We start from the raw sequence: 25,776 nt of genomic DNA on the forward strand, positions 1-25,776 counted from the left end.
TCGGTGCCGTCGATCTCGGCGTTGACGGCCGGGATCTCCTTCAGCGCCTGCACGCAGGCCTTCACGAAGAAGCCCATGAAGCCGAGCTTGGTGCCGTGCTTCTTCTCGAACACGTCCTTGTAGGTGGCGCGCAGCGCCATCACCGCGCCCATGTCGACCTCGTTGAAGGTCGTCAGCATGGCGGCGGTGTTCTGGGCGTCCTTCAGGCGGCGGGCGATGGTCTGGCGCAGCTTGGTCATGCGCACCCGCTCCTCGCGGGTGGCGTCCTCGGCCACCGACGGCGCGCGCACCTGGGCGGGCGCGGGAGCCGGGGCGGCTGCCGGCGCCGAAGCGGCGGTCGCCACCGCGGCCAACATGTCGCCCTTCGTCACGCGGCCGTCCTTGCCGGAGCCCGCGACGGACGCCGGGTCGACGCCGGTCTCCGAGGCGATGCGCTGCACCGAGGGGGCCTGGGGCGTGTCGGCGGGCAGAGCCTTGGCGGGAGCGGCGGCGGGGGCCGGCGCGGGCGCGGCCTTGGGTGCCTCGGCCTTGGCGGCCGGGGCGGGAGCGGCGGCGCCGGAACCGGCGCCGATGGAGCCCAGCAGGGCGCCCACGCCGACCGTGTCCCCGTCCTTCGCGACGATCTCGGCGAGCACGCCTGCAGCCGGCGCGTTCACCTCGAGCGTGACCTTGTCGGTCTCGAGCTCCAGCAGGGGCTCGTCGGCCTTCACGGCGTCGCCGGGCTTCTTGAACCACTTGCCGATAGTGGCCTCGGTCACGGATTCGCCGAGGGTGGGGACGCGGATTTCGGTCGACATGGTCGTTTGGACCTCTCGTCTGGAGCCGGGCCGTTCCGGCGGCAGGGGAGCCTGCGCGGCGGCGGAGAGCCTGGCGGGAGTTCGGGGCTCGGTCGGCAGGCGGCCCTGGCTTCAGGGCCGCCGGCGGGTCGGGATCAGGCGGCGTAGACCTCCTCGAGGAAGGCCGCCAGCTGGGCCAGATGCTTGGACATCAGGCCGGTCGCGGTCGCGGCCGAGGCCGGCCGTCCCGCGTAGATCGGTTCCTTCGTCTTGGTGCCGGCGTGCTGCAGCACCCAGCGCAGGTACGGCTCGACGAAGCTCCAGGACCCCATGTTCTTGGGCTCTTCCTGGCACCACACCACGTCCGCGTTCTTGAAGCGGGCGAGTTCGGTGGCGAGCGCCTTCACCGGGAAGGGATAGAGCTGCTCGACGCGCAGGAGGTAGACGTCGTCGATGCCGCGCTTCTCCCGCTCCTCGTAGAGGTCGTAGTAGACCTTGCCCGAGCACAGGACGACGCGACGGATCTTGTTGTCCTTGGCGAGCTTGATCTTCTCGCCCTTGAGCAGCTGGGCGTCGTCCCACAACACGCGGTGGAACGTGGTGCCCGGGCCTATCTCCTCGAGCCGCGACACGGCGCGCTTGTGGCGCAGCAGCGACTTCGGCGTCATCAGGATCAGGGGCTTGCGGAAGTCGCGCTTCAGCTGCCGGCGCAGGACGTGGAAGTAGTTGGCCGGCGTCGTGCAGTTGGCGACCTGCATGTTGTCTTCGGCGCACATCTGCAGGAAGCGCTCGAGACGGGCCGAGGAGTGCTCGGGACCCTGCCCCTCGTAGCCGTGCGGCAGCAGGCAGACGAGGCCCGACATGCGCAGCCACTTGCGCTCGCCAGACGACACGAACTGGTCGAACACGACCTGCGCGCCGTTGGCGAAGTCGCCGAACTGGGCTTCCCACGCGGTGAGCGCGTTCGGCTCCGACAGCGAGTAGCCGTACTCGAAGCCCAGCACCGCCTCTTCCGAGAGCATCGAGTTGATGACCTCGTAGCGGGACTGGCCCTCGCCGATGTTGTTCAGCGGGGTGTAGCGGGCCTCGGTCTCCTGGTCGATCAGCACCGAGTGGCGCTGCGAGAAGGTGCCGCGCTCGCAGTCCTGGCCGGACAGGCGCACGGGGTGGCCTTCCGTGAGCAGCGAGCCGAAGGCCAGCGCCTCGCCGGTCGCCCAGTCGATGCCCTCGCCGGTCTCGATCGCCTTGCGGCGGTTGTCGAGGAAGCGCTGGATCGTGCGGTGGACGTTGAAGCCATCGGGCGCCCTGGTGATCCGCTCGCCGATCTGGCGCAGGCGCTCGAGCGCGATGCCGGTCTGGCCGCGACGCGCGTCGTCCTCGCTCTCCTTGATCGCCTTCAGGCCGGCCCAGCGACCGTCGAGCCAGTCGGCCTTGTTGGGCTTGTAGGCCTGGCCGGCCTCGAACTCGGCCTCGAGACGCTGGCGCCAGTCGGCGCGCATCTTCTCGACCTCGCCCTCGGTGACCACGGCCTCGCTGACGAGCTTGCGGGAATAGAGCTCCAGCGTCGTCGGCTGCGACTTGATCTTCTTGTACATCAGCGGCTGGGTGAAGCCGGGCTCGTCGCCCTCGTTGTGCCCGAACCGCCGGTAGCAGAACATGTCGATGACGACCGGCTTGTGGAACTTCTGACGGAACTCGGTCGCGACCTTGGCCGCGAAGACCACCGCTTCGGGATCGTCACCGTTCACGTGGAAGATCGGCGCCTCGATCATCTTCGCCACGTCCGACGGATAGGGCGACGACCGCGAATAGCGCGGATAGGTCGTGAAGCCGATCTGGTTGTTGATGATGAAGTGCACCGAGCCGCCGGTCCGGTGGCCCTTCAGGCCCGAGAGGCCCAGGCACTCCGCCACGACGCCCTGGCCGGCGAAGGCCGCGTCGCCGTGGATCAGCAGCGGCATCACCTTGGCGCGCTCGACGATGTCGCCGAGCTGGTCCTGCTTGGCGCGCACCTTGCCGAGCACGACGGGATCGACGATCTCCAGGTGCGACGGGTTGGCGGTCAGCGACAGGTGGACGTTGTTGCCGTCGAAGGTGCGGTCCGAGGACGCGCCGAGATGGTACTTCACGTCGCCCGAGCCCTCCACGTCCGAGGGGGCGTAGGAGCCGCCCTTGAACTCGTGGAACAGGGCGCGGTGGGGCTTGGCCATCACCTGGGTGAGCACGTTCAGGCGGCCGCGATGGGCCATGCCGAACACGATCTCCTTCACGCCGAGATTGCCGCCGCGCTTGATGATCTGCTCGAGCGCGGGGATCAGCGACTCGGCGCCGTCCAGGCCGAAGCGCTTCGTGCCCGTGTACTTGACGTCGATGAACTTCTCGAAGCCCTCGGCCTCGACGAGCTTGTTGAGGATGGCGCGCTTGCCCTCGCGGGTGAAGGCGATCTCCTTGTCCGGCCCCTCGATGCGCTCCTGGATCCAGGCCTTCTCGGCCGGATTGGAGATGTGCATGAACTCGTAGCCGATGGTGGAGCAGTAGGTGCGCTTCAGGATCGCGAGCATCTCGCGGATCGTGGCGTGCTCCAGGCCCAGCACGTTGTCGATGAAGATCTTGCGGTCCCAGTCGGCCTCGGTGAAGCCGTAGGAGGAGGGATGCAACTCCTCATGGTCCTTCAGCGGCTCGATCTCGAGCGGGTCGAGCTGGGCATGCAGATGGCCGCGCATGCGATAGGCGCGGATCATCATCAACGCGCGGACCGAGTCACGGGTCGCACGCTGGATGTCGGCGTCCGAGAGGCCCGGGGCGCCCTTGGCCTGCAGGACCTCGGCCTTGCCCTTGATCTTGTCGGCGACGATCTCTTCGACCTGGCCCCAGTTGCCGTCGAGGGCGGAGACGAGTTCCCCGTTGGCCGCGACCGGCCAGTTCGGCTTCTTCCAGGAGGCACCCTTGGCGCTCTTGGCGATGGCGGCGCCGTCGTCCTTGAGCGCTCCGAAGAAGGCCTGCCACTCGGCATCGACCGAGGAGGGGTTCTCCTGGTAGCGCGCGTAGAGGTCCTCGATGTAGGCGGCGTTCGCGCCATACAGGAAGGAGGTCTGCAGGAAGGCGTCGTTCTGGTCCTGGCGTGCCATGTGGCGTGTCCTCGGCCGGGGATTAGTTGCGGCCAGCGAGTAGCGAGTAGCAAACAGGATAAGGCAAAAGTCTTGATGCCTCGTTCCTGTCCGAACTGCTTCCCGCTGGCGCCCTGAACCACTCGCTATTCGCTACTCGCTATTCGCTCGGGCTCTCAACCCTTGAGCACTTCGGCCAGCGTCTTGCCGAGGCGGGCCGGGGAGGGCGACACGCGGATGCCCGCCGCCTCCATGGCCGCGATCTTGTCCTCGGCACCGCCCTTGCCGCCCGAGATGATGGCGCCGGCATGGCCCATGCGGCGGCCGGGAGGGGCCGTGCGCCCGGCGATGAAGCCGACCATCGGCTTCTTGCGGCCGCGCTTGGCCTCGTCGGCGATGAACTGGGCCGCGTCTTCCTCGGCCGAGCCGCCGATCTCGCCGATCATGATGATCGACTCGGTCTTGGGGTCGGCGAGGAACAGCTCCAGCACCTCGATGAACTCGGTGCCCTTCACCGGATCGCCGCCGATGCCCACGGCCGTCGTCTGGCCCAGGCCCTCGCGGGTGGTCTGGAACACCGCCTCGTAGGTCAGCGTGCCGGAGCGCGACACGATGCCCACCGAGCCCTTCTTGAAGATGTTGCCCGGCATGATGCCGATCTTGCACTCGCCGGCGGTCATGACGCCGGGGCAGTTGGGGCCGATCAGGCGCGACTTCGAGCCCGACAGAGCCCGCTTCACCTTGATCATGTCGGTGACCGGGATGCCCTCGGTGATGCAGACGATGAGCGGGATCTCCGCCTGGATCGCCTCGCAGATCGCATCCGCCGCGCCCGCCGGGGGCACGTAGATGACGGAGGCGTCAGCCCCGGTCTTGTCGCGGGCCTCGGCGACCGTGTCGAAGACGGGCAGGCCGAGATGGGTGGAGCCACCCTTCCCCGGCGACGTGCCGCCGACCATCTTGGTGCCGTAGGCGAGCGCCTGCTCGGAGTGGAAGGTCCCGTTCTTGCCGGTGAAGCCCTGGCAGATGACCTTGGTGTTGGCGTCGATGAGGACGGACATTAGCCCCTCGCAATCTTTCGTGTCTCGGCGACCAGCTTGCCCGAGTGTCCCCAGTCCTCGTCGTCGACGACGTCGATGACGATGTGGATGTTCTCGGGCTTCTTTCCCAGAACGCGAACGAGAGTTTCGCTGAACTCCTTCACGATCTGCGCCTTGGTTTCCCGGGTGAGGTTGGTTTTCGTCGTCTTGATGTTGACGAAGGGCATGTCAGCCCCTCACCGCCTTCACGATCTTCTGCGCGGCATCGTCGAGGTCGTCGGCCGGGATGACGTTCAGGCCGGACTCGCTGATGATCTTCTTGCCGAGATCGACGTTCGTGCCCTCGAGGCGCACCACCAGCGGCACCTTCAGGCCGACTTCCTTCACCGCGGCGATCACGCCCTCGGCGATGACGTCGCAGCGCATGATGCCGCCGAAGATGTTGATGAGGATGCCCTTCACGTTCGGATCGGCGGTGATGATCTTGAAGGCCGCGGTGACCTTCTCCTTGCTGGCGCCGCCGCCGACGTCGAGGAAGTTCGCAGGCGCCTCGCCGTAGAGCTTGATGATGTCCATCGTCGCCATGGCGAGGCCGGCGCCGTTGACCATGCAGCCGATCGTGCCGTCGAGCGTGATGTAGTTGAGGTCGTACTTGGAGGCCTCGATCTCCTTGGCGTCCTCTTCGGTCTCGTCGCGGAGCGCCAGGACGTCCGGGTGCCGGTAGAGGGCGTTGGAGTCGAAGGAGATCTTGGCGTCGAGCGCGCGCAGCTTGCCGTCGGTGGTGACGATCAGCGGGTTGATCTCCAGCATGCTCATGTCCTTGGACACGAACGCCGTGTAGAGCTTCGCCACGAGGCTCTCGGCCTGCTTGGCGAGGTCGCCGGACAGGCCCAGCGCCTGGGCAACGCGGCGGCCGTGATGCGCCATGACGCCGGTGGCCGGGTCGACCGAGAAGGTGATGATCTTCTCGGGCGTGTCGTGGGCCACGTCCTCGATGTTCATGCCGCCTTCGGTGGAAACCACGAAGGAGATGCGCGAGGTGACGCGGTCGACCAGCATCGACAGGTAGAATTCCTTGGCGATGTCGGAGCCGTCCTCGATGTAGAGGCGGTTGACCTGCTTGCCGGACGGGCCCGTCTGGATCGTCACCAGCGTGGCGCCGAGCATCTCGCGGGCGAACTGCTTCACCTCGTCGATCGACTTGGCGAGGCGCACGCCGCCCTTTTCGCCGGCCGAGGCTTCCTTGAACTTGCCCTTGCCGCGACCGCCGGCATGGATCTGGGACTTCACGACCCACAGCGGGCCGCCGAGGTCCTTGGCCGCCTGCTCGGCCTCGTCGGCCTTGAAGATGGCGCGGCCATTGGAGACCGGCACGCCGAACTCCTTGAGGACGGCCTTGCCCTGGTATTCGTGGATGTTCATGGGAACCTCGCTATGAGCGATTGGCGAGTAGCGAATGGCGAGTAGGGGGCGGTCAGGCGGGCGCGGACGCCCTTGTTCGCTACGCCCTACTCGCTACTCACCGTCTCAGGCGAACGCGGGATTGATCTGCTTGCAGGCGTCGACGAGGCCCTTCACGGCCTCGACCGACTTGGCGAACATCGCCTTCTCGGCATCGTCGAAGGCGACCTCGACGATCTTCTCGACGCCGTTCTCGCCGATGAGGACCGGCACGCCGACATACATGTCCTTCACGCCGTACTCGCCGTTGAGGTAGGCGGCGCAGGGCAGGATGCGCTTCTGGTCCTTCAGGTAGCTCTCGGCCATGGCGATGGCGGAGGCTGCCGGAGCGTAGAAGGCCGAACCGGTCTTCAGCAGCGCGACGATCTCGCCACCGCCCTTGCGGGTGCGCTCGACGATGGCGTCGAGCTTGGCCTGAGTGAGCCAGCCCATCTTCACGAGGTCGGGCAACGGCACGCCACCGACGGTGGAGTGACGGACCAGCGGGACCATGTCGTCGCCGTGGCCGCCGAGCGTCATGGCGTGCACGTCGCGCACGGAGACGCCGAGCTCTTCGGCGAGGAAGTAGCGGAAGCGGGCCGAGTCGAGCACGCCGGCCATGCCGACGACCTTGTGCTTGGGCAGGCCCGAAGCCTTCTGCAGCGCCCACACCATCGCGTCGAGCGGGTTGGTGATGCAGATGACGAAGGCATTGGGAGCATACTGCTTCAGACCGGCGCCGACCTGGTCCATGACCTTGAGGTTGATGCCGAGCAGGTCGTCGCGGCTCATGCCGGGCTTGCGCGGCACGCCGGCGGTGACGATCACGACGTCGGCTCCGGCGATCGCCTCGTAGCCGTTGGCGCCGGAGAACTTCGCGTCGAAGCCGTCGACCGGGGAGGACTCGGCAATGTCGAGGCCCTTGCCCTGGGGCACGCCTTCCGCGATGTCGAAGAGAACGATGTCGCCGAGTTCCTTCAATCCGGCGAGATGGGCGAGGGTGCCGCCGATCTGGCCGGAACCGATCAGAGCGATCTTCTTGCGCGCCATGGGTCCAGGCTTTCCTATTGGGTCCGGGTTCGTCAGTGGGCCGGGCCGGACGGACCGCCCGCCCCGAAACGGACCCCCCTTAGCCCCAAGATGTGACCACAGCAAGTCGAGCGAAAGACGTAAGCGGAGCGTTGCGCGAGCGTTTGCCTTTCGTCGCAGGCGCTTCGCAAGCCCTTGCAAGGACTTAAATATTCGTGGCGAGCGCGGCGTGCCGGCCGCTCATTCCGGACCTGGAAAGCGGCATTACAAAAAACGAAATCTGTCAGTTGTAACGTCTTTCTGGAGTGCATTCTGGAGCTTTGCTTCATTGCGCCTCGCCGCATGCGGGAGCATTCGAGCCATCCCGTTCATGCCTCGGTGACGATTTCGAGGCCCGTCGGTTCCGCCGTGGAGCCTCGTCCGAATCTTTGCTAGTCGATGCCCATGGAGAGGCATGACGAGCACGATGCGCCGACCCCGATCCCGGGCGCCGGGCCGACGGTGGCAGAAGTGCTCGTCCCCACGGGCCTCGACCAGACCTATAGCTATACGGTGCCAGCCCACCTGTCGGTGGACCCCGGCGACGTCGTCCGTGTGCCGTTCGGCCCGCGCGAGTGGCCCGGCGTGGTCTGGGAGGTCCGGGAACAGAGCTCCGCCGGCGCGTCGAACCTGAAGGCGATCGCGGGGCGGGTGGACAGCCCCGCGCTCTCGGCGAACCTGAGGCGCTTCGTCGAATGGGTGGCCCGCTACACGCTGGCTCCCCGCGGGATGGTCCTGCGCATGGCCCTGCGCGGCCCCACCAACGACGAGCCCGAGCGGATCCAGGTCGGCGTGCGGCTGGCCGGTCCACCGCCAGCCCGCATGACGCCCGCCCGCGCCAGGGTCATCGCGGCGGCGGAGGGCGGCGTCGCCTTCTCCAAGCGCGCGCTGGCGGAGGCCGCGGTCGTGAGCGTCGGCGTCGTCGACGCCCTGGTCGACGAGGGAACGCTGGAACCCGTCGGGATCCCGCCGCCCCCGATCGCCGCGCGTCCGGACCCCGCCTACGCCGTCACCGCGCTGGAGGCCGGGCAGGCCGAGGCCGCCTCGGTGCTCTCGCAGGCGGTCGCCGCCCGCCGCTTCGGGGTGACGCTTTTGGAAGGCGTGACCGGCTCGGGCAAGACCGAGGTCTATTTCGAGGCGGTGGCCGAAGCGGTGAGGATGGGGCGCCAGTCGCTCATCCTGATGCCGGAAATCGCCTTGACGGGGCAGTTCCTGGATCGATTCACGCGCCGTTTCGGCGTGCGGCCGGCGGAGTGGCATTCGGGCGTGGCGGGCCGGCGGCGCGAGCGCACCCATGCGGCCGTGGCCTCGGGCGAGGCGCTCGTCGTCGCCGGGGCGCGGTCGGCCCTGTTCCTGCCGTTCCGAGACCTCGGGCTCGTGGTGGTCGACGAGGAGCACGAGGCGGCCTACAAGCAGGAAGACGGCGTGCACTACCACGCCCGGGACATGGCGGTCGTGCGCGGCCAGATCGAAGGCGCGCCGGTGGTGCTCGCCTCGGCGACCCCCTCGATCGAAAGCCGTGTGAACGCGCAGCGCGGCCGCTACCGGCACGTGCGACTCGAATCGCGCTTCGGCGGGCGTGCGCTTCCCTCCATCTCGGCCATCGACCTCAGGACGGCGGGGCCGGAGCGCGGCCAGTGGCTTGCCCCCAGGCTGGTGCAGGAGGTGACCCGGACGCTGGAGGCCGGCGAGCAGGCCCTGCTCTATCTCAACAGGCGCGGCTATGCGCCGCTGACGCTGTGCAAGGCCTGCGGCCATCGGTTCCAGTGCCCGAACTGCACCGCCTGGCTCGTCGAGCACCGCTTCCGCCGCGCTCTGGTGTGCCACCACTGCGGCCACATCGAGCGTCGGCCCGAGACCTGCCCGGAATGCGGCGCCGCCGACAGCCTCGCGGCCTGCGGCCCCGGCGTGGAGCGCCTGGCCGAGGAGGTGGCCGAGCGCTTTCCCGGCCACCGCGCGCTCGTGCTGTCGTCCGACTTTCCTGGCGGTACCGAGCGGCTGAGGCGCGAACTGGACGCGGTGGCGGCCGGCGAGTTCCGCATCGTCATCGGCACCCAACTGGTCGCCAAGGGGCACAATTTCCCGTTCCTGTCGCTCGTGGGCGTGGTCGACGGCGACATCGGCCTCGCCTCCGGCGATCCGCGCGCCGCCGAGCGTACCTTCCAGGTGCTGCAGCAGGTGACGGGACGCGCGGGGCGCGGCAACACGGCCGGCCGGGCCCTGATCCAGACGCACCAGCCGGACCACCCGGTGATGAAGGCGCTGATCTCCGGCGACGTGGAGCGCTTCTACAATGAGGAGACGCGGCTGCGCGAAAGCGCCGGCCTGCCGCCCTTCGGCCGGCTCGCGGCGCTGATCGTCTCGGCGACCGACCGCCCCTCCGCCGAGAGCCATGCGCGGGCCCTGGCCCGCTGCGCCGGCGAGCATCCCGACGTCATGGTGCTCGGCCCCGCCGAAGCACCGCTCGCGGTGGTCAGGGGCCGGCACCGGTTCCGCCTCCTGGTGAAGACGGCCCGCGAGTTTCCCCTCCAGGACTGGCTGCGCGGCTGGCTCGCGCGGGCGCCGAAGACGACGGGGAGCGTGCGCGTGGCCGTGGACGTGGACCCGATGAGCTTTTTGTAAGGACTGCTACCGCTACGTCATTCGATCAGACCAAGCTGCGTTCGGATCGCGCGCTCGACCCCGGCGAGATCGGATGCCGAGAGAGCCCCGAGCCTGCTCGAGAATCGCTCCTTCGCGGCGGTCGTCAGCTGATCGGCCAAAGCCTTGCTTGGCTTTCCCTGAATGCTGACGAGAGCTTCGCAGGGATAAATCCGGCTCGTGTTGCTCGTCAGTAGGACGACCTGAACGCGGTTGAGCGCCGTATTGGAAGCATCATTGCTGACGATGACCGCAGGGCGGGTCTTGCGGATTTCTCCACCGCGGGCGGGCTCGAAATCAACCCACCAGACTTCACCTCGCCGCATCGCCGATCAGGCCTTCCGCCCATTCCAGCGCCTCGGCTTCTCTCTGCTCGTCGCGAGCCATCTCGGCATAGGCCGTCTCGAGGGATCCCTGGACCACGTAGGGTCGCGCAAGGTCTTCGAGAAAGCCGCTGATCCTGCGGCGACCGATGACCCTGACGAGCCCATCGTACACCTCGGCGTCTATGCTGATGGTCATGCGCTTCTGCACCACAACCTCCAATGCATACAGCTATGCATACAGAGTGTAGGGGCAGGGTTGGCGTCGGGCAAGTCACACCCGCTCCGCCGCCCACCTAAAGTCGCTCCTTCGGCGGGTCCGTTCGGGTTGCGCGGCTGTAACACTCATGCTAGGTCACCCCCGCCTTTCGGACCTTCTGCAAGGGACTTTCCACGCGTGCGTGGGGTGTTTCGGCGAGGTTCGGTTCCACTCCAGACGGTGGCGTCACGACCGGCCTTCCCGCTTGCGGGTGCGGCGTCTTGGCACCGAAGTCGGGACAATCATTCGAGAGACGGCCGGTGGCTCAAGAGAACACGATCGTTTCGGGAGTAGCGGGGCGTTACGCCACGGCGCTGTTCGAACTGGCCCAGGAGGCCGGTTCGATCGACGCGGTGAAGGCGGACCTCGATCGCTTCGCCCAGGTCATCGCGACGCAGCCCGACGTCGAGCGCTTCGTGCGCAGCCCGGTGTTCACCGCCGAGGAGCAGACGAAGGCGCTCGGCCCGATCCTGGAGAAGCTGGGCATCGGCGGGCTCGCCGCCAATTTCCTGCGACTCGTGGCGGCCAAGCGGCGCCTCTTCGCGGTGAGCGACATGGTGCGGGCCTATGGCGCGCTCGTCGACAGCTCCCGCGGCGTGGTTCGCGCCCAGGTGACGGTCGCCGACCAGCCCTCCGAGAGGGTGCTGGGCGAGATCAAGCAGGCTCTGAAGGACGTGGCCGGTGAAGGCGTGGAGATCGACGTGAAGGTCGATCCTGCGATCATCGGCGGACTTGTGGTGAAGCTCGGCTCCAAGATGGTCGACGCTTCGCTGCGTACCAAACTCAACGGCATTCGTACCGCGATGAAAGAGGTCGGCTGATGGACATCCGCGCCGCAGAAATCTCCGCGATCCTCAAGGACCAGATCAAGAATTTCGGGTCCGAGGCCGAGGTCACCGAAGTTGGCCAGGTGCTGTCCGTCGGTGACGGCATCGCCCGCGCCTACGGGCTCGACAACGTCCAGGCGGGCGAGATGGTCGAGTTCGAGAACGGCGTCCGCGGCATGGCGCTGAACCTCGAGACCGACAACGTCGGTATCGTGATCTTCGGCTCCGACCGAGACATCAAGGAAGGCCAGACGGTGAAGCGCACGGGCGCCATCGTGGACGCCCCCGTCGGCAAGGGCCTGCTCGGCCGCGTCGTCGACGCCCTCGGCAACCCGATCGACGGCAAGGGCCCGATCGTCGCCGAGAAGCGCATGCGCGTGGACGTCAAGGCGCCCGGCATCATTCCGCGCCAGTCGGTGCACGAGCCGATGTCGACCGGCCTCAAGGCCGTCGACGCGCTGATCCCGATCGGCCGCGGCCAGCGCGAGCTGATCATCGGCGACCGCCAGACCGGCAAGACCGCGATCGCGCTCGACACGATCCTGAACCAGAAGGCGATCAACCAGTCGGGCGACGAGAGCGCCAAGCTCTACTGCGTCTACGTCGCCATCGGCCAGAAGCGCTCCACGGTCGCGCAGTTCGTGAAGGTGCTCGAGGAGCAGGGCGCCCTGGAATACTCGATCATCGTGGCGGCCACGGCTTCCGACCCGGCCCCGATGCAGTTCCTGGCGCCGTTCACCGGCTGCACCATGGGCGAGTATTTCCGCGACAACGGCATGCATGCCGTCATCATCTATGACGACCTGTCGAAGCAGGCCGTCGCGTACCGCCAGATGTCGCTGCTGCTGCGCCGCCCGCCGGGCCGCGAAGCCTATCCCGGCGACGTGTTCTACCTGCACAGCCGCCTGCTCGAGCGCGCCGCCAAGCTGAACAAGACCGAAGGCTCGGGCTCGCTCACGGCGCTGCCGGTCATCGAGACGCAGGCCAACGACGTGTCGGCCTACATCCCGACGAACGTGATCTCGATCACCGACGGCCAGATCTTCCTGGAGACGGACCTGTTCTACCAGGGCATCCGCCCGGCGGTGAACGTCGGCCTCTCGGTGTCGCGCGTGGGCTCCTCGGCCCAGACGAAGGCGATGAAGAAGGTCGCGGGCAAGATCAAGGGCGAGCTCGCCCAGTACCGCGAGATGGCCGCCTTCGCCCAGTTCGGCGGCGACCTCGACGCCACCACGCAGCGCCTGCTCAACCGCGGCGCCCGCCTGACCGAGCTCCTGAAGCAGCCGCAGTTCTCGCCGCTGCAGATGGAAGAGCAGGTCGCGGTGATCTACGCCGGCGTGAACGGCTATCTCGATCCGCTGCCCGTGAACCGCGTCCGCGCGTTCCAGGACGGTCTGCTCGGCACGCTGAAGACCACGCACTCCGGCATCCTGGAGGCCATCCGCACGTCGAAGGACCTGTCGGACGACACCGCCAAGAAGCTCAAGGACGTGGTCGACGCGTTCGCCAAGTCGTTCAGCTGAGCCCGCGAGCGGCCCGAACCTGAGAGGTAGGCGCGAGCCATGGCTTCGCTGAAGGACCTGCGCAACCGCATCGCCTCGGTCAAGGCGACGCAGAAGATCACCAAGGCCATGCAGATGGTCGCGGCGGCGAAGCTCCGCCGTGCCCAGACGGCGGCCGAGGCCGCGCGCCCGTTCGCCGAGCGGATGAGCGCCGTGCTGGCGAACGTGGCGGCCGGCGTCGCAGGCTCGCCCGGCGCTCCGGCGCTGCTCGCCGGGAACGGCCGCAGCGACGTGCACCTGCTCGTCGTGTTCACGGCCGAGCGTGGCCTGTGCGGCGCGTTCAACTCGTCGATCGCCCGTCTGGCGCGCGACCGGGCCAACCTGCTCCTGTCCCAGGGCAAGACGGTCAAGATCATCTGCGTCGGCAAGAAGGGCTACGACCTCCTGCGTCGCCAGTTCGCCAAGCAGATCATCGACTTCATCGATCTGCGCGCGGTTCGCACGCTGGGCTTCGGCACGGCCGACCCGATCGCCCGCAAGATTATCACGATGTTCGAGGCGGGCGAGTTCGACGTCGCCACGATCTTCTTCTCGCGGTTCCGCAGCGTCATCGCGCAGATCCCGACCGCCCAGCAGGTGATCCCGGCCGAAATCCCCGCCCAGGCGGCGGCGACCGGGGCGCAGGCTGCCTATGACTACGAGCCCGGCGAGGAGGAGATCCTCGCCAGCCTGCTGCCGCGCAACATCGCGGTGCAGGTCTTCCGGGCCCTGCTCGAGAATGCCGCATCCGAACAGGGCGCTCGCATGAGCGCCATGGACAGCGCGACGCGCAATGCCGGCGAGATGATCAAGAAGCAGACGATGACCTACAACAGGACTCGTCAGGCGATGATCACCAAGGAACTGATCGAAATCATTTCGGGCGCGGAAGCGCTCTGAGCCAGACCGAGGACACATCCATGGCCACCACCTTTCAGGCAGGCGTCGCTACGGGACGCGTCACTCAGGTGATCGGCGCCGTCGTCGACGTCCAGTTCGACGGCCACCTTCCCGAGATCCTGAACGCGCTCGAGACCACCAACAACGGTCAGCGCCTGGTGCTCGAGGTCGCCCAGCACCTCGGCGAGTCCTCGGTGCGCTGCATCTCGATGGACACCACCGAAGGCCTGGTCCGCGGCCAGGCGGTCACCGACACCGGCCGCCCGATCCAGGTGCCGGTGGGCGACGGTACGCTCGGCCGCATCATCAACGTCATCGGCGAGCCGATCGACGAGGCCGGCCCGGTCGAGATGGAAGGCCTGCGCCCCATCCACGCTCCGGCGCCCTCCTACGCCGACCAGTCCACCGAGGCGCAGATCCTCGAGACGGGCATCAAGGTCGTGGACCTGCTCGCTCCCTACGCCAAGGGCGGCAAGATCGGCCTGTTCGGCGGCGCCGGCGTGGGCAAGACCGTGACGATCATGGAGCTGATCAACAACGTCGCGAAGGCGCACGGCGGCGTGTCGGTGTTCGCCGGCGTCGGCGAGCGTACCCGTGAGGGCAACGACCTCTATCACGAGATGATCGAGGGCGGCGTCATCAAGCTCGACGGTCCGGGCTCGAAGGTGGCGCTGGTGTACGGCCAGATGAACGAGCCGCCGGGCGCCCGCGCCCGCGTGGCGCTGTCGGGCCTCACCGTCGCCGAGTACTTCCGCGATGCCGAAGGCCAGGACGTGCTGTTCTTCGTCGACAACATCTTCCGCTTCACGCAGGCCGGCTCGGAAGTGTCCGCTCTCCTGGGCCGCATCCCGTCCGCGGTGGGCTACCAGCCGACGCTGGCCACCGACATGGGTGCCCTGCAGGAGCGCATCACCACCACGACCAAGGGCTCGATCACCTCGGTGCAGGCCATCTACGTGCCGGCCGACGACCTGACCGACCCGGCTCCGGCCACCTCCTTCGCCCATCTCGACGCCACGACCGTGCTGTCGCGCTCGATCGCGGAAAAGGGCATCTACCCGGCCGTGGACCCGCTCGACTCCACGTCGCGCATGCTGTCGCCGCTGGTCGTGGGCGAGGAGCACTACGCCGTCGCCCGCCAGGTGCAGCAGACGCTGCAGCGCTACAAGGCGCTCCAGGACATCATCGCGATCCTGGGCATGGACGAGCTCTCGGAAGAGGACAAGACGACGGTGGCCCGCGCCCGCAAGGTCGAGCGCTTCCTGTCGCAGCCCTTCTTCGTGGCGGAAGTGTTCACCGGCGCCCCGGGCAAGCTCGTGTCGCTCGCCGACACCATCAAGGGCTTCAAGGGCCTGGTGGAAGGCAAGTACGATCATCTTCCCGAGGCGGCCTTCTACATGGTCGGCACCATCGAGGAAGCCATCGAGAAGGCCCAGCGCCTGGCCGCCGAGGCCGCGTAAGGTCCAACGTCCAGACGCCCGGGCGGCATGGGCCGGCCGGGCTGAGGGACTACGAGGTACAGGGCGATGGCCACTTTCAATTTCGAACTCGTCTCGCCGGAGCGCCTGCTCTTCTCGGGCCCGGTTCAGCAGGTCGTGGTTCCGGGCACCGAGGGTGACTTCGCCGTGCTCAAGGATCACGCGCCCGTCATGGCGACGCTGCGCCCCGGCGTGGCCGTCGTCACCGACGAGAAGGGCGCCACGCAGCGGCTCTTCGTGCGCGGGGGCTTCGCCGAGGTGTCGGCGAACGGCCTGACGATCCTCGCCGAGCAGGCCGTGCCGGTGGAAGAGGTGACCGACGAGGTCATCGCCGCCGAGGTGAAGGCCGCCGAGAAGGAATTCGCCGACGCGACGACCGACGAAGGCCGCCGCGTCGCCGCCGAGAAGCTCGCGCAGCTCCTCGAAGTTCGTGACGCCTTCCTGTCGCGCACGCACCTGCACTGATCGTCCTTCAGATCCCGGGCCGCTCCGGACACTCTTGCCGCTGGGCTAGTGGTTCCTATCACCCGCGGCTCGGAGAGGACTGTCGCCTCGATCCGGCAACGCGCTCGCCGCCGGCAACACCCATGCGAGCGCGTCCGACTACAACAGTGCACGAGCCGTCCACATCGCTAGAATTTATCCTGTTCTGGAATCACCGGAACTGTTTATCCGGCCGTTCGCCGTGTCTTAGCGCGTACACTGGGGCAAACGTCATGGCCGCCGATGTAATTCGACGGCCATGACGTGAATGCGCGCTATCGAACGAAGGCCGCCGCGAGCTCTTCCACGAAGCCGGCGTGTGCAATGTACGATGCCCCAACGGTGCACATAAACAGCTGCTTGGTACGCTCCATGATCGCCAGCATGGGATTACTCTGACGATGCATAAGCCTGTACTCGAGTGCGGCGATGCCCACGTAGCTGCTACCGAGAACTAGATCCGACCAATTCATGAGATCCTCCCTTTTTGGTAGGATTTCATTCTATTTTTAGGCTCCTGGGCAGTTTAGTCATTCTCCCGCTGCCTTCGATCGCCGATTTGCCCCTAGGCAACTTCAGTTTCTGCGGACCGGCCATCTACCGCTAATTCCCTGTTGGATCGACTTCGAGCGCGCCACGCGAGTGCCTCCGGCTTACCTATTCGACTCGCCCTTGCGGAACGCGTGCCGCCTGTCATTGTACCCACGAAACTACCTATGTTTGTCTCCGCGGGTTGCCTATGAGCGGTGCGTCCAACTCCATCTCTTCCAACGTCGTTCCAGTCGGTCAGGCGATAAAGTACGTCAGGCGTCAATTGGACATGGACGAGAGTCGTCGGCCGCGGTTCAGCCAGACGTCGCTCTACAGGAGGTGCAGTGAGATCGAGACGGGCGACCCGCCCGCTGGTCGGCGACGTTTCAAGGACGTTCCGGACGACGCATACGCCCGCCAGAAGATTGCGAAGTTGGAGAACGACCTCACAAACTTAGTCACGACATACGAGCTCTCGGTCCTGGCGCGGGCCTTCGGGCTACCTAGTGGCTTTTTCTCGGATCGCTTCGAGTCTTTCGAGGCCATAAATCAGGCCTATCTGTTGGCGAAGACACGGCCGTCCAAATTGGACGAGTTTCCGCGGGTCTACGACTCCGACCCTATACCACAGAGCCGTATGAGACTCTCACGCTCCGTGGCTGACAGGCTGCTGGCGTCTCGGACCAATCGCTTCGTGGTGCTCATCGAAGGGCCGACATCAGTCGGCAAGAGCTTCTTCGTAGGTCATCTCTACCGTTCCGTCCTCCGGGCCAATTTTGCGCAACTAGTGTACCTCAACTGCGCGAAGCTGACTGTCGACCAGATCAAGCCAGAGCTTCAACGCCAGGGTTTCCTGGTCAACGACAAGTCCCCGAAGCGCATAGCCCGCGCCGCTGCCAAGCACGACATGGTGGTGCTTGACGGTCTCCGCTACGATCAATTTCGCGAGGGGCCGCGGATGCTGGGGGCGGCACCCGGTCGAAGGCTGTCGGTCAGTGACCTCATGGCGGTGGTCGCTGGGCTAACCGGACGCGATAGCCCGACTTCCGTTATCCTGGTAATGGAGAACAACGGCGAAGCGATCGCCGACGGCCGATTTGTCGATCAGCTGCCGTCGGACGTGAGCTTCATTCGAGAGCAGATCGGGCCACTGGTCCGCGAAGAGGCCATATCGTTCTTACGGAGCGTCGGCGCCGACAAGCTATCTGATCATCTCGCAGGCCAAATCGCAGAGTACTTCTACGGAATGCCGATGGCGCTGTCCGTCGTGGCCGAGGAGATACGCCAATTGAGCGCGATACAGGTCGAACGATACATCGATGACCTGAAGCGGGGTTCCGATTCAGGCGAGAGCGCCGTCGCTCGATCAGGCAACTTCATCCTTAAGTATTTAAATCGCCTAGAGGAAACAGAGGAACTGACGCCGTCCGCGCGTTATGAGGCAAGCTACGTTCACCCTCACGCGTTCCTCAGGCTGCTTGCGTTGATGCCTGGGCCCGTCTCTAAGGTCCATCTCATGGAGTTGGTCCGAGAAACGGCCATCAAGCGGATCGGCAGATCCGCCGATCTTCAGAACGCCGTTAAGGCACTGCCGTTCGTCGTCGAGACGGAGCAGTCCTACGACCTCCATGGACTGGTTCGCGGGTTCCTGTCATCCGAGATTGATCGGATTGTCGCGATCGGAGGCTACGATGAAAACACGAGCCGCGACGAACTTGAGAGAATAAGTTGGCGCAGCGCTCTCCTCAGTTGGCGAATGATCAAGAGGGCCTCAGCCACTGACGGGATCACCATCGAGGCCGTGGATGCATTCGTCCACCACGTAACGCGGCTCATAATGCTGCTGCCCAGCAACAGGCGGCAAAAAAAGAAACAGACGCCCCTATCCGATGAAATCATTGGGCGCTTCGAGGCACGCCACGACAGCCTTAACGACTACCATCTCTGGTCGATCGCCTACGAGCGGGCCGCGCGCCCCTTCCTGTTGGATCGGGCGTTCCAAGCTACGCGGCTCCATGGCCAGTATCACGCAAAAGCTCGAATCCTGGAGCGGCTTATTGACTCCGTCGAACGAGGCATACCGCTGGCGGATATCCCGTTGGCTGAATTGTACAAGGAGACGGCGCTATGCTGGATGCATACTGGACGCCTCCTGTCTGCCGAGGAGCTTTCCTATCGTGGCCTCGCGGTTCTCAGGCGGTTAGAGCCCAACTTCACGAAGTTTACGCAAGCGATCGGAACTGGGGCGGACAGCGCAACGTCGGAACGATGGCGGCAGCTGTGCGATGCCAAGAGCATCGAAAGCATCATCAAGTTGCGCCAAGGTAGGCAGGTCGACGACATCCGTACATTGCTGGAACCATTCGCGATGGCTGCGACCCGGATCGCCACGGGCAGCCCGAGGGACTCAATCGGCGGCCGAACCTTTGCTCCATCGCTGGAAAGCGGCGCAGTGCGCATCCTCAGTCGATCTGCGGAGCTGGAGATGCATGCCGGCGATCTGGATACTGCGTTGTCCCAGTTTGAGCTTGCCGATGCGCTGCAGCGGGCGATCAGAGGCCGGTCGCTCGATGGTGAGGCTGCGAGGAAGCTGGCGGTCGCGTTGATGCGCGGCGCCGCCGCCGATATGGCGAAGCTGCGACGGGCGCGTGGAATCGTGGTCGAGAACCTTCAGTCGATGGAAGAATTTGCGGCGAAGCGAGGCGGCCGCGTGTCGAACGACATCATTCCGTTTCTTACCATGGAAGTGGCGGTGCTTCGCTGCGAAGGGAACTTGGACGTTGCTCGAGAGAAATTGGCGCAACTCCTGAACCATCCGTATGTGACGCGGAACGAATGCACCTTCATCGCGTCGTTGGAACTGCAGCTCGAGCGTTTTCGCCTCGCCATCCGATCAGATACTTTGGAGGATGAATCGAGAGCAAAGCTTCGTCGGCTGGTCGACGAGTGCGAACGCTCGCACCACTTCATCCTCGCGAACGAGTTTCGGCTCTTGCAAGCCGAGGTCGCCGGGTCGGGGCTTAGGGAGGAGATGATTCTGGAGGCGAAACGCTTCTACCAAACGACAGGGCATCGTTTGCGATTGGCCGATTGCGACATGCTCGATAGTGGACACTCCGCGGTGAAGGCCATCGGGATCTGAACGGGTCGCCGAGGAACGCATCAATCACCTTGCGCTTTACGTCAGTCCCTGTACGCCAACTGAGACGGGCCCATCGTGCCGCACGGGTGTCGGCTATTGTCGACGACTACACTCGCGAGTATTTGGCGCTATTCGCCAACACTTCACTTTCTGGTCTGTACGTGGCTCGGGGGTTGGACAGCGTTCGGTCCCGCGACCGACGACCGCGCCCGGCTCACGCCGGGCGTTTTGCGTTTCAGGGGGCGGCGTGGGCCGCGAAGGCCGTGACGACGCGGGCATAGACCTCGCGCTTGAACGGAACCACCATCGTCGGCAACGCCGACAGCCGAAACCAGCCCCATTCCGAAAACTCGGGGATCTCCGGTCCGCCGGGATCGAGCACGTCGATCTCGCTGTCCGGCCCTTCGAACCGGAACGCCACCCAGCGCTGGCGCTGGCCGCGGAAGGCGCTGAGCTTGTGGGGCGGCCCGTCATAGGGCGGGAAATCGTAGGCCCACCATTCATCGGTCGCCGCGAGCAACGACACGCTGGTCACGCGGGTCTCCTCCGCCAGTTCCCTGCGCGCGGCGGCGACGATCTCCTCGTCTGGCTCGATGCCACCCTGCGGCATCTGCCACTCGAAGCCGGGCTCAATGCGTTCCGGGCCCGCCGCATGGGAGCGGCCGGCGAAGACGAGACCTTCGGCATTGAAAAGCGCGATGCCGACGTTCGGGCGGTAGGGGAGTGTCATCGGCAGGTCCGAAGTTGGAGTGTCGTGCGTCCTTCGACACGGCCGCTGCGCGGCGTGCTCAGGATGAGGACCATTGTAAGGTTCTGTGACCCCAACGTCCCCATCCGGAGAGGTTGTGAAGCGTTCGTTGTCCAGCTCGCATGTCCCTCTCCGCGTCCTGGCCGGGCTCGGCCCGGCCATCCACGACTTCAGAATGGCCCCGGCAAAGTCGTGGATGCCCGGGCCGAGCCCGGGCACGACGGCTGAGAGGTGGTCGCGCACGCGGAACGTCAGGTGCAATGCGGCGCTGGAGATGGATTCACATCGCTGAGCAGCCTGCGAAGCAGGCGTGTCGAAGGACGTACGATCGATCAGTCCGCCACGCCTGCCACGGCGGTGTCGCCTTCGATGCCGAGGCGGAGCCGGAAGCGGTAGCGGGAGCCGCTGAGGTGCTTTTCCATGGCCTTGCGGGCGGCGCCGACGTTGCCCTTGGCCACGGCGGTCTCGATGGCCCGGTGCTCGGCCTGGACACGGTCGAGATAGGCGCGGCGCAGGGCCGGCGTCTCGAACTCGACGCGGCGGCGCGGGATGAGCGCGGCGCCGAGCGACTGCAGGACACGACCGAAATAGGGGTTGCCGCCGGCATCCGCGACGGCGATGTGGAAATCGAAGTCGGCCTCGATCGAATCGGCGCCGGCCTCGATCTGGCGCTCCAGCTCCGCCAGCGCCTTCGAGATGCGCTCCAGGTCCGCCGGCGTGCGCCGTTCGGCGGCGAGGCCCGCCGCCTCGACCTCGAGCGTGGCGCGCAGCTCCAGGATCATGAGGATGTCGGTGAGCGAGGAGGCTTCCTCCGGCGTCACCTGGAAGGGCACGCCGGTGCCGGCCGCGGCCACGAACGCGCCGCGACCCTGGCGGGTGGTGACGAGCCCCTCGGCCCGCAGTGCCGCCACCGCCTCGCGCACCACGGTGCGGCTGACGCCGAAGGTCTGCATCAGCTGGGCTTCCGTGGGCAACTGGTCGCCCACGGCGAGCTTGCCGCCCACGATCTCGGACCGGATCTGCGAAACGAGCCGCGCGGTCAGGCTGGGCGAGGGAGCCAGGTGTCCGGACTTCGTGGTCAGCATGGGCTCCCCGCCGTGGGTGACCGGCGCCGTGGCGCCGGGAATCGCACCGTCACTTCGTGACGAGATGGCCTTCGATATAGTCGAAATCGATGTCCTGGCCGAGACCCGCGTCCTCCCGCAAATGGACGTAGCCGTCGGCGTCCATCTCGTCGTCGATCCGCTTCAGGTAGCCCGGGGGCTTGTCGTAGTCGATGAACGGGTGGAGCAGGCCCCGCTCGTAGTAGGTCGTGTTCTGGATCGCGGCACAGACGGCGAGGTTGCCGGCGCCGGTGCCGTGCACCTCGCAGCTCATGCCGAAGCTTTCGGCCAGGCGCGCCACCTTCATCGACGGGCCGATGCCGCCGACGTCCCAGACGCCGGTCCGCACCATGTCGCAGGCATTCTTCGCCACCCACTCGGCGCGGGTCCAGTGCTTGCCGAGCATGGTCTCGGGCCCGAGGATGTTGAGCTTCTGCAGGTTGCCCGACAGCCACTGGTAGGAGGAGATCGACGCTTCCTCCATCGGCTCCTCCATCCACAGGTAGCCGAGTTCCTCGAGCTTCTGGCCCAGCCAGAGCGTGTCGGCGCGGCTGTACCAGTGGTTGGGGTCGAGCATCAGCGGGATGTCCGGGCCCACGGCCTCGCGCACGGCGGCGCAGGCCAGGTAGTCCGACTTGACGTTGGGCGCGCCGGGGATGGGCGGCATCCAGGTGTGCAGCTTCACCGCCTTGTAGCCGCGCTCCTTCACCAGCCACTCGGCGAAGCGGGCGTAATCCTGCGGCGTCGCGAGCCCGTTCTCCAGGTCGTCACCGCACATGGTCGAGCCGTAGGCCAGGATCTTGTCGCGATAGCCGCCGAGCAGCTTCCATACCGGCTGCCTCGTGATCTTGCCGACGAGGTCCCACAGCGCGAGATCGACGGTGGTCAGCGTGCGGTCGTCGAGGGCGAAGCCGCTGCCGCGCTGCCACTTGTAGAGGGCGTACCAGATCTTCTCGGTGCGCATCGGGTCGGCGCCGATCAGCACCGGCCGGACGTAGTTCGCCAGGAGGTCCTCCCGGGCGTCGCGCGGGCTCACCACCGTGCAGCCCTGCGTGCCGTCGTCCGTGGTGATCGTGAACAGCGTCATCTTCGCCTCGCGGGGCGGGCCCGGATGCGAGTGGCCGTCGGAATCCTTCATCTGGTTCGTCGTGTAGACGAAGGTCTTGGTGCTGACGTCGGTGATCTTCACGGGACGAGGCTTTCTGCAGGAGGGGCGTCGATGCGGGCGGGGCCGCCCGGAGGCGGCCCCCGGTCGAGGGTTCAGCCGAAATACATCAGCTGGGTGCCGGCGGTGCCGGGACTGCCGAAGCTCCAGGAGTTCGGCACTTTCTTCGGCACGTTCTTGAGCGCGTTGCGGGCGACGCCATCGGCGTTCACCGACAGGCACAGCCCGATCATCTCGAACTGGTCGGCGGCGATGTCGAAGATCTCCTTCATCAGCGCGCCGCGCTTCTTCAGGTCGGTCGTGCCGCTCGCCTCGGCGAAGAGCTGCATGCGCTTCTTCTGGTGATCCGGCGGCTCCTGCCCGGACTTGCCCCCCGACACGTACCAGTTGGCCCACGGGATCGCGTAGCGCGTGCCCTGGGGATGCTGGGCGAAGAAGTCGCGGGGGTCGAGCATGGGATCCAGCCCGCCCGGGCCGCCCCACACCGCCGCGTCATGGTCGTTGTTGTCGCCGCGCGTGTAGTAGAGCGCGCGCTCGATGACGTTGACCTTCATGTCGATGCCGATCGCCGCCCAGTGGCGCTTCACGAGCTCGAGGGCGTCGATCTGGTAGGGGTTGGCGGTGATGACGTCGACCGCGATGAAGACCTTCTGGCCGTCGGCGCGAAGCCGCATGCCGTTGCCGTCCTTCTTCGTCAGGCCGAGCTTGTCCAGCGCGGCATTGGCCTTGGCGGGATCGTGCTCGGTGAACTGGCGCGAGGCCTTCTCGTGGTACCAGGGGTGCTCGGGCCGCGGCCCGAACTGCCAGGGCTGGCTCTGGCCCAGGAACACGAGCTCGATGATCTCGCGCCGGTCGATGCCCATGGACAGCGCCTGCCGGAACTCCTTGTTGGCGAAGAGCTCGCGGACCTTCGGGTCCTTGTGGGTGATGTTCAGGTAGATCTGAACCATCTGGCTGTCGGCGTTGACCAGGTCGAACAGCCGGTAACCGCCCTTCTGGATGTTCTGCGACAGGGTCGGCTTGTTCTGGATGTTGTCGATGTGGCGGTCCTGCAGGTCGATGCGGCCCGAGACCACGTCGAGCATCAGCGCTTCCGTGTCCTGGTAGATGTTGAAGTTGACCCGGTCGATGTAGGGCAGCTGGTTGCCCGACGGGTCGACCTGCCAGAAGTACGGGTTGCGCTTCATCGTCACCCGGGTGGCGCCGCCGGTGTAGGGCTCCTCGATCACCCAGGCATCGAGGGTGGGCCGCTCGGGATTGGCCCAGCGCTGCGGGATCTCGATATCGCCGCACTTGTTGCGGAACAGGGTCGGCCAGTCGGAGAGGTTGGCCGCCTTCACGAGATCGGCGACCTTCGGATTGTACTTGGGGTGGAACTGCGAGCAGTAGTGCTTGGCGAACAGCGTCGGGTGCTGGCCGAGCGGCGTGGCGAGCTGGTCGAGGAAGGTGCCGTAGGGGCTCTCGAAGGTGATCTTCACCGTGACGTCGTCGACCTTGCTGGCGGTCGCCGGCTTGCCGTTGATCACGAGCTGCGAGGGCACGGACTTGAAAAGGTCGGTGTTCTTGGCGCAGTCCTCGATCGCGAAGACGACGTCGTCGGCCGTGAAGGGATGGCCATCCGACCACTTCATGCCCTTGCGCAGGGTGAAGACGAATTCGGTGGCGTTGTCGTTGACGGTCCACTTCTCCGCAACGTTGGGTCCCACCTCGGTGAACTGCGGGTTCCAGCGCACCAGGCCCTGGTGTCCGACGAGGCGCAGGATGCCGTTGTGGTCGGCCGAGCCGCGCAGGCCGCGGCGCAGGGTGCCGCCGTGCTTGCCGATGCCGTCGACCGGGGTCATCACGAGGGGATTGGCCGGAAGACGCTCGGCCAGGGCCGGCAGCTTGCCTTCGGAAACCAGCTTGGCGAGGTCCGCCGATTCCTTGGCGGCCTGGGCGAGCGAGGGGCCGGCAAGCGCGAGCGTGGCGCCGCCCGCAAGCCCCATCAGAACGTGACGGCGGTCGAGCCCGCCGGTGGTGCCGTCTTTCATGGCGATCCTCCCATGGATCAGCTTCGTTGAAGGGTGCGCGCGATGCTCTGGCGGCGTCTGCGCGGGACGTGTGCGGAGCCCCGACTGGCGGGGCCCCGCGGCATGCGTGTCACTCGGCGGCGATCGCCCGGCTGCCGAAGCAGCGATCGAGAAGCGATGCGAGATCAGCTTCGTCCTTCGGGGTCAGGTCGATCAAGGGGGTCCGCACCGGGCCCGCCGGACGGCCGGTCAGGCGCAGGCCGGCCTTGATGATGCTCACCGCGTATCCCGGCCGCCGGTTGCGGATGTCGAGGTAGGGCAGGAAGAAGTCCTGGATCATCCTGTCCAGCGCCGGCTGGTCGTGGCCGCGCAGAGCCTTGAAGAAGCTCGCCGCGAACTCGGGGATGAAGTTGAACACGGCCGACGAATAGGTCGTGATGCCCATGGCCTGCCCGGCCAGCGCGTGCACTTCGGCCGTCGGCATGCCGCCGACATAGGTGAGGCGGTCGCCGAGCTTGTGGCGCACGGCCATCAGCAGTTCGACGTTGCCGACCCCGTCCTTGAAGCCGATCAGGTTGGGGCAGGCGTCGGCAAGCCGCGCCACGGTGTCGGCGGTCAGGACGCAGTTGTCGCGGTTGTAGACGATGACGCCGATGCCGACGCTGTCGCAGATCGCCTTGACGTGGCGGTAGAGGCCTTCCTGCTCGGCCCCGACCAGGTATTGCGGCAGGGCGAGGACGCCGTGGGCGCCCGCCTTCTCCGCGGCGCGGGCGAACTGCACGGCCATGGCGGTCCCGTAGCCGACCCCCGCGATCAGGGGCATCGTCGCCGGCACGGACTCCGCGGCCGCCCGGATGATGGCGGGGTACTCGTCGAGGGTGAGGGAGAAGAACTCGCCGGTGCCGCCGGCGGCGAACAGGGCCGCGGGGGCGTAACCCGCCATCCAGGCGACGTGCCGGCGATAGGGGGCTTCGTCGAACCGGCCTTCCTGATCGAAATGGGTGACCGGGAAGGAGAGCAGACCGCTGCCGACGGCCGTCCGCAGCGCAGTGGGAGTGAAGGTCATGAACGGTCCTCGATGACGCGCGTGGATGCGCGTCCTAGTCATACGGTCATCGTACAACCAATCGAGGGGGCGTCAATGGAGCGGCCGTGCCGTGACGCCGGGGCAGCCATGCAGGCGACCCCGGCGCGTC

20 protein-coding genes are annotated in these 25,776 nt (G+C 66.5%); 7 read left to right on the forward strand and 13 right to left on the reverse strand.

Annotated features, from left to right (window positions below; translation table 11 throughout):
* The 6 genes from Q0Q47_RS25305 to mdh all read right to left on the reverse strand — a co-directional run.
* The coding region (locus Q0Q47_RS25305) for a biotin/lipoyl-containing protein (RefSeq protein WP_293866746.1) at positions 1-797 on the reverse strand (797 nt) is incomplete at its 3' end.
* Between the two features lie 134 nt (positions 798-931).
* Positions 932-3,904 carry a 2-oxoglutarate dehydrogenase E1 component gene (locus Q0Q47_RS25310; protein WP_293866749.1) on the reverse strand — a complete coding sequence of 991 codons (2,973 nt, stop codon included), beginning with the start codon at positions 3,902-3,904 and terminating at the stop codon, positions 932-934.
* Positions 3,905-4,059: 155 nt separating this feature from the next.
* Positions 4,060-4,944 (reverse strand): succinate--CoA ligase subunit alpha, encoded by an 885-nt coding sequence (sucD, locus tag Q0Q47_RS25315; RefSeq protein ID WP_293866752.1) that lies wholly within the window; start codon positions 4,942-4,944, stop codon positions 4,060-4,062.
* Complete coding sequence (locus Q0Q47_RS25320) at positions 4,944-5,150, reverse strand: 4-oxalocrotonate tautomerase family protein (protein WP_293866755.1); 207 nt, start codon at positions 5,148-5,150, stop codon at positions 4,944-4,946. The genes sucD and Q0Q47_RS25320 overlap by 1 nt, the downstream gene beginning before the upstream one ends.
* A 1-nt stretch (position 5,151) precedes the next feature.
* Positions 5,152-6,345, reverse strand: a complete 1,194-nt coding sequence (gene sucC, locus Q0Q47_RS25325; protein WP_293866758.1) for an ADP-forming succinate--CoA ligase subunit beta — start codon at positions 6,343-6,345, stop codon at positions 5,152-5,154.
* 105 nt (positions 6,346-6,450) lie between these two features.
* The gene (gene mdh, locus Q0Q47_RS25330) at positions 6,451-7,413 is read right to left on the reverse strand and encodes a malate dehydrogenase (protein ID WP_293866761.1); all 963 of its coding nucleotides are present in this window, start codon (positions 7,411-7,413) and stop codon (positions 6,451-6,453) included.
* 423 nt (positions 7,414-7,836) lie between these two features.
* Between mdh and Q0Q47_RS25335 the strand changes: the two genes are divergently transcribed.
* The gene (locus Q0Q47_RS25335; RefSeq protein WP_293866764.1) at positions 7,837-10,053 is read left to right on the forward strand and encodes a primosomal protein N'; all 2,217 of its coding nucleotides are present in this window, start codon (positions 7,837-7,839) and stop codon (positions 10,051-10,053) included.
* 17 nt (positions 10,054-10,070) lie between these two features.
* Here the strand turns inward: Q0Q47_RS25335 and Q0Q47_RS25340 are convergent, their stop codons facing one another.
* Together Q0Q47_RS25340 and Q0Q47_RS25345 are read right to left on the reverse strand one after the other, a co-directional pair.
* Complete coding sequence (locus Q0Q47_RS25340) at positions 10,071-10,397, reverse strand: type II toxin-antitoxin system PemK/MazF family toxin (protein ID WP_293866767.1); 327 nt, start codon at positions 10,395-10,397, stop codon at positions 10,071-10,073.
* On the reverse strand, positions 10,384-10,593 hold the full coding sequence (locus Q0Q47_RS25345) for a hypothetical protein (RefSeq protein WP_293866770.1): 210 nt from the start codon (positions 10,591-10,593) through the stop codon (positions 10,384-10,386). The genes Q0Q47_RS25340 and Q0Q47_RS25345 overlap by 14 nt, the downstream gene beginning before the upstream one ends.
* A 320-nt stretch (positions 10,594-10,913) precedes the next feature.
* Here Q0Q47_RS25345 and Q0Q47_RS25350 point away from each other — a divergent pair, with 320 nt between their 5' ends.
* From Q0Q47_RS25350 to Q0Q47_RS25375, 6 genes are all read left to right on the forward strand, one after another.
* On the forward strand, positions 10,914-11,474 hold the full coding sequence (locus Q0Q47_RS25350) for a F0F1 ATP synthase subunit delta (protein ID WP_293866773.1): 561 nt from the start codon (positions 10,914-10,916) through the stop codon (positions 11,472-11,474).
* Complete coding sequence (gene atpA / locus Q0Q47_RS25355; protein WP_293866776.1) at positions 11,474-13,003, forward strand: F0F1 ATP synthase subunit alpha; 1,530 nt, start codon at positions 11,474-11,476, stop codon at positions 13,001-13,003. Before Q0Q47_RS25350 ends, atpA begins: the two co-directional genes overlap by 1 nt.
* A gap of 39 nt (positions 13,004-13,042) precedes the next feature.
* On the forward strand, positions 13,043-13,921 hold the full coding sequence (locus Q0Q47_RS25360) for a F0F1 ATP synthase subunit gamma (RefSeq protein ID WP_293866779.1): 879 nt from the start codon (positions 13,043-13,045) through the stop codon (positions 13,919-13,921).
* Between the two features lie 20 nt (positions 13,922-13,941).
* On the forward strand, positions 13,942-15,381 hold the full coding sequence (gene atpD, locus Q0Q47_RS25365) for a F0F1 ATP synthase subunit beta (RefSeq protein ID WP_293866782.1): 1,440 nt from the start codon (positions 13,942-13,944) through the stop codon (positions 15,379-15,381).
* Between the two features lie 66 nt (positions 15,382-15,447).
* Positions 15,448-15,864, forward strand: coding sequence for a F0F1 ATP synthase subunit epsilon (locus Q0Q47_RS25370; RefSeq protein ID WP_293866785.1), 417 nt, complete (start codon positions 15,448-15,450; stop codon positions 15,862-15,864).
* Positions 15,865-17,068: 1,204 nt separating this feature from the next.
* Positions 17,069-19,555, forward strand: a complete 2,487-nt coding sequence (locus tag Q0Q47_RS25375) for a hypothetical protein (protein ID WP_293866787.1) — start codon at positions 17,069-17,071, stop codon at positions 19,553-19,555.
* 235 nt (positions 19,556-19,790) lie between these two features.
* Here Q0Q47_RS25375 and Q0Q47_RS25380 read toward each other — a convergent pair whose 3' ends face one another.
* The 5 genes from Q0Q47_RS25380 to kdgD form a co-directional block, all read right to left on the reverse strand.
* On the reverse strand, positions 19,791-20,285 hold the full coding sequence (locus Q0Q47_RS25380) for an RNA pyrophosphohydrolase (RefSeq protein WP_293866790.1): 495 nt from the start codon (positions 20,283-20,285) through the stop codon (positions 19,791-19,793).
* 350 nt (positions 20,286-20,635) lie between these two features.
* The gene (locus Q0Q47_RS25385; protein ID WP_293866793.1) at positions 20,636-21,388 is read right to left on the reverse strand and encodes a FadR/GntR family transcriptional regulator; all 753 of its coding nucleotides are present in this window, start codon (positions 21,386-21,388) and stop codon (positions 20,636-20,638) included.
* A 49-nt stretch (positions 21,389-21,437) separates the two neighbouring features.
* Positions 21,438-22,595, reverse strand: a complete 1,158-nt coding sequence (locus tag Q0Q47_RS25390) for an enolase C-terminal domain-like protein (RefSeq protein WP_293866796.1) — start codon at positions 22,593-22,595, stop codon at positions 21,438-21,440.
* A 71-nt stretch (positions 22,596-22,666) separates the two neighbouring features.
* The gene (locus Q0Q47_RS25395; RefSeq protein WP_293866799.1) at positions 22,667-24,601 is read right to left on the reverse strand and encodes an ABC transporter substrate-binding protein; all 1,935 of its coding nucleotides are present in this window, start codon (positions 24,599-24,601) and stop codon (positions 22,667-22,669) included.
* Positions 24,602-24,710: 109 nt separating this feature from the next.
* Positions 24,711-25,646: a 5-dehydro-4-deoxyglucarate dehydratase gene (gene kdgD / locus Q0Q47_RS25400; RefSeq protein WP_293866801.1), complete on the reverse strand. Its 936-nt coding sequence runs from the start codon at positions 25,644-25,646 to the stop codon at positions 24,711-24,713.
* Between the last annotated feature and the right edge of the window lie 130 nt (positions 25,647-25,776).

Origin of the sequence: uncultured Alsobacter sp., assembly GCF_945952055.1 — a bacterium.
In the GTDB taxonomy this organism is placed as follows: domain Bacteria; phylum Pseudomonadota; class Alphaproteobacteria; order Rhizobiales; family Beijerinckiaceae; genus Alsobacter.

Bases quoted from the DNA above. Each gene is read 5' to 3' on its own strand.
- Q0Q47_RS25380 (WP_293866790.1), bottom strand. From the start codon at position 20,285: ATGACACTCCCCTACCGCCCGAACGTCGGCATCGCGCTTTTCAATGCC.
- mdh (WP_293866761.1), bottom strand. From the start codon at position 7,413: ATGGCGCGCAAGAAGATCGCTCTGATCGGTTCCGGCCAGATCGGCGGC.
- Q0Q47_RS25340 (WP_293866767.1), bottom strand. From the start codon at position 10,397: ATGCGGCGAGGTGAAGTCTGGTGGGTTGATTTCGAGCCCGCCCGCGGT.
- Q0Q47_RS25310 (WP_293866749.1), bottom strand. From the start codon at position 3,904: ATGGCACGCCAGGACCAGAACGACGCCTTCCTGCAGACCTCCTTCCTG.
- Q0Q47_RS25370 (WP_293866785.1), top strand. From the start codon at position 15,448: ATGGCCACTTTCAATTTCGAACTCGTCTCGCCGGAGCGCCTGCTCTTC.
- kdgD (WP_293866801.1), bottom strand. From the start codon at position 25,646: ATGACCTTCACTCCCACTGCGCTGCGGACGGCCGTCGGCAGCGGTCTG.
- sucC (WP_293866758.1), bottom strand. From the start codon at position 6,345: ATGAACATCCACGAATACCAGGGCAAGGCCGTCCTCAAGGAGTTCGGC.
- Q0Q47_RS25385 (WP_293866793.1), bottom strand. From the start codon at position 21,388: ATGCTGACCACGAAGTCCGGACACCTGGCTCCCTCGCCCAGCCTGACC.
- Q0Q47_RS25345 (WP_293866770.1), bottom strand. From the start codon at position 10,593: ATGACCATCAGCATAGACGCCGAGGTGTACGATGGGCTCGTCAGGGTC.
- atpD (WP_293866782.1), top strand. From the start codon at position 13,942: ATGGCCACCACCTTTCAGGCAGGCGTCGCTACGGGACGCGTCACTCAG.
- Q0Q47_RS25360 (WP_293866779.1), top strand. From the start codon at position 13,043: ATGGCTTCGCTGAAGGACCTGCGCAACCGCATCGCCTCGGTCAAGGCG.
- Q0Q47_RS25320 (WP_293866755.1), bottom strand. From the start codon at position 5,150: ATGCCCTTCGTCAACATCAAGACGACGAAAACCAACCTCACCCGGGAA.
- atpA (WP_293866776.1), top strand. From the start codon at position 11,474: ATGGACATCCGCGCCGCAGAAATCTCCGCGATCCTCAAGGACCAGATC.
- sucD (WP_293866752.1), bottom strand. From the start codon at position 4,944: ATGTCCGTCCTCATCGACGCCAACACCAAGGTCATCTGCCAGGGCTTC.
- Q0Q47_RS25395 (WP_293866799.1), bottom strand. From the start codon at position 24,601: ATGAAAGACGGCACCACCGGCGGGCTCGACCGCCGTCACGTTCTGATG.
- Q0Q47_RS25335 (WP_293866764.1), top strand. From the start codon at position 7,837: ATGGAGAGGCATGACGAGCACGATGCGCCGACCCCGATCCCGGGCGCC.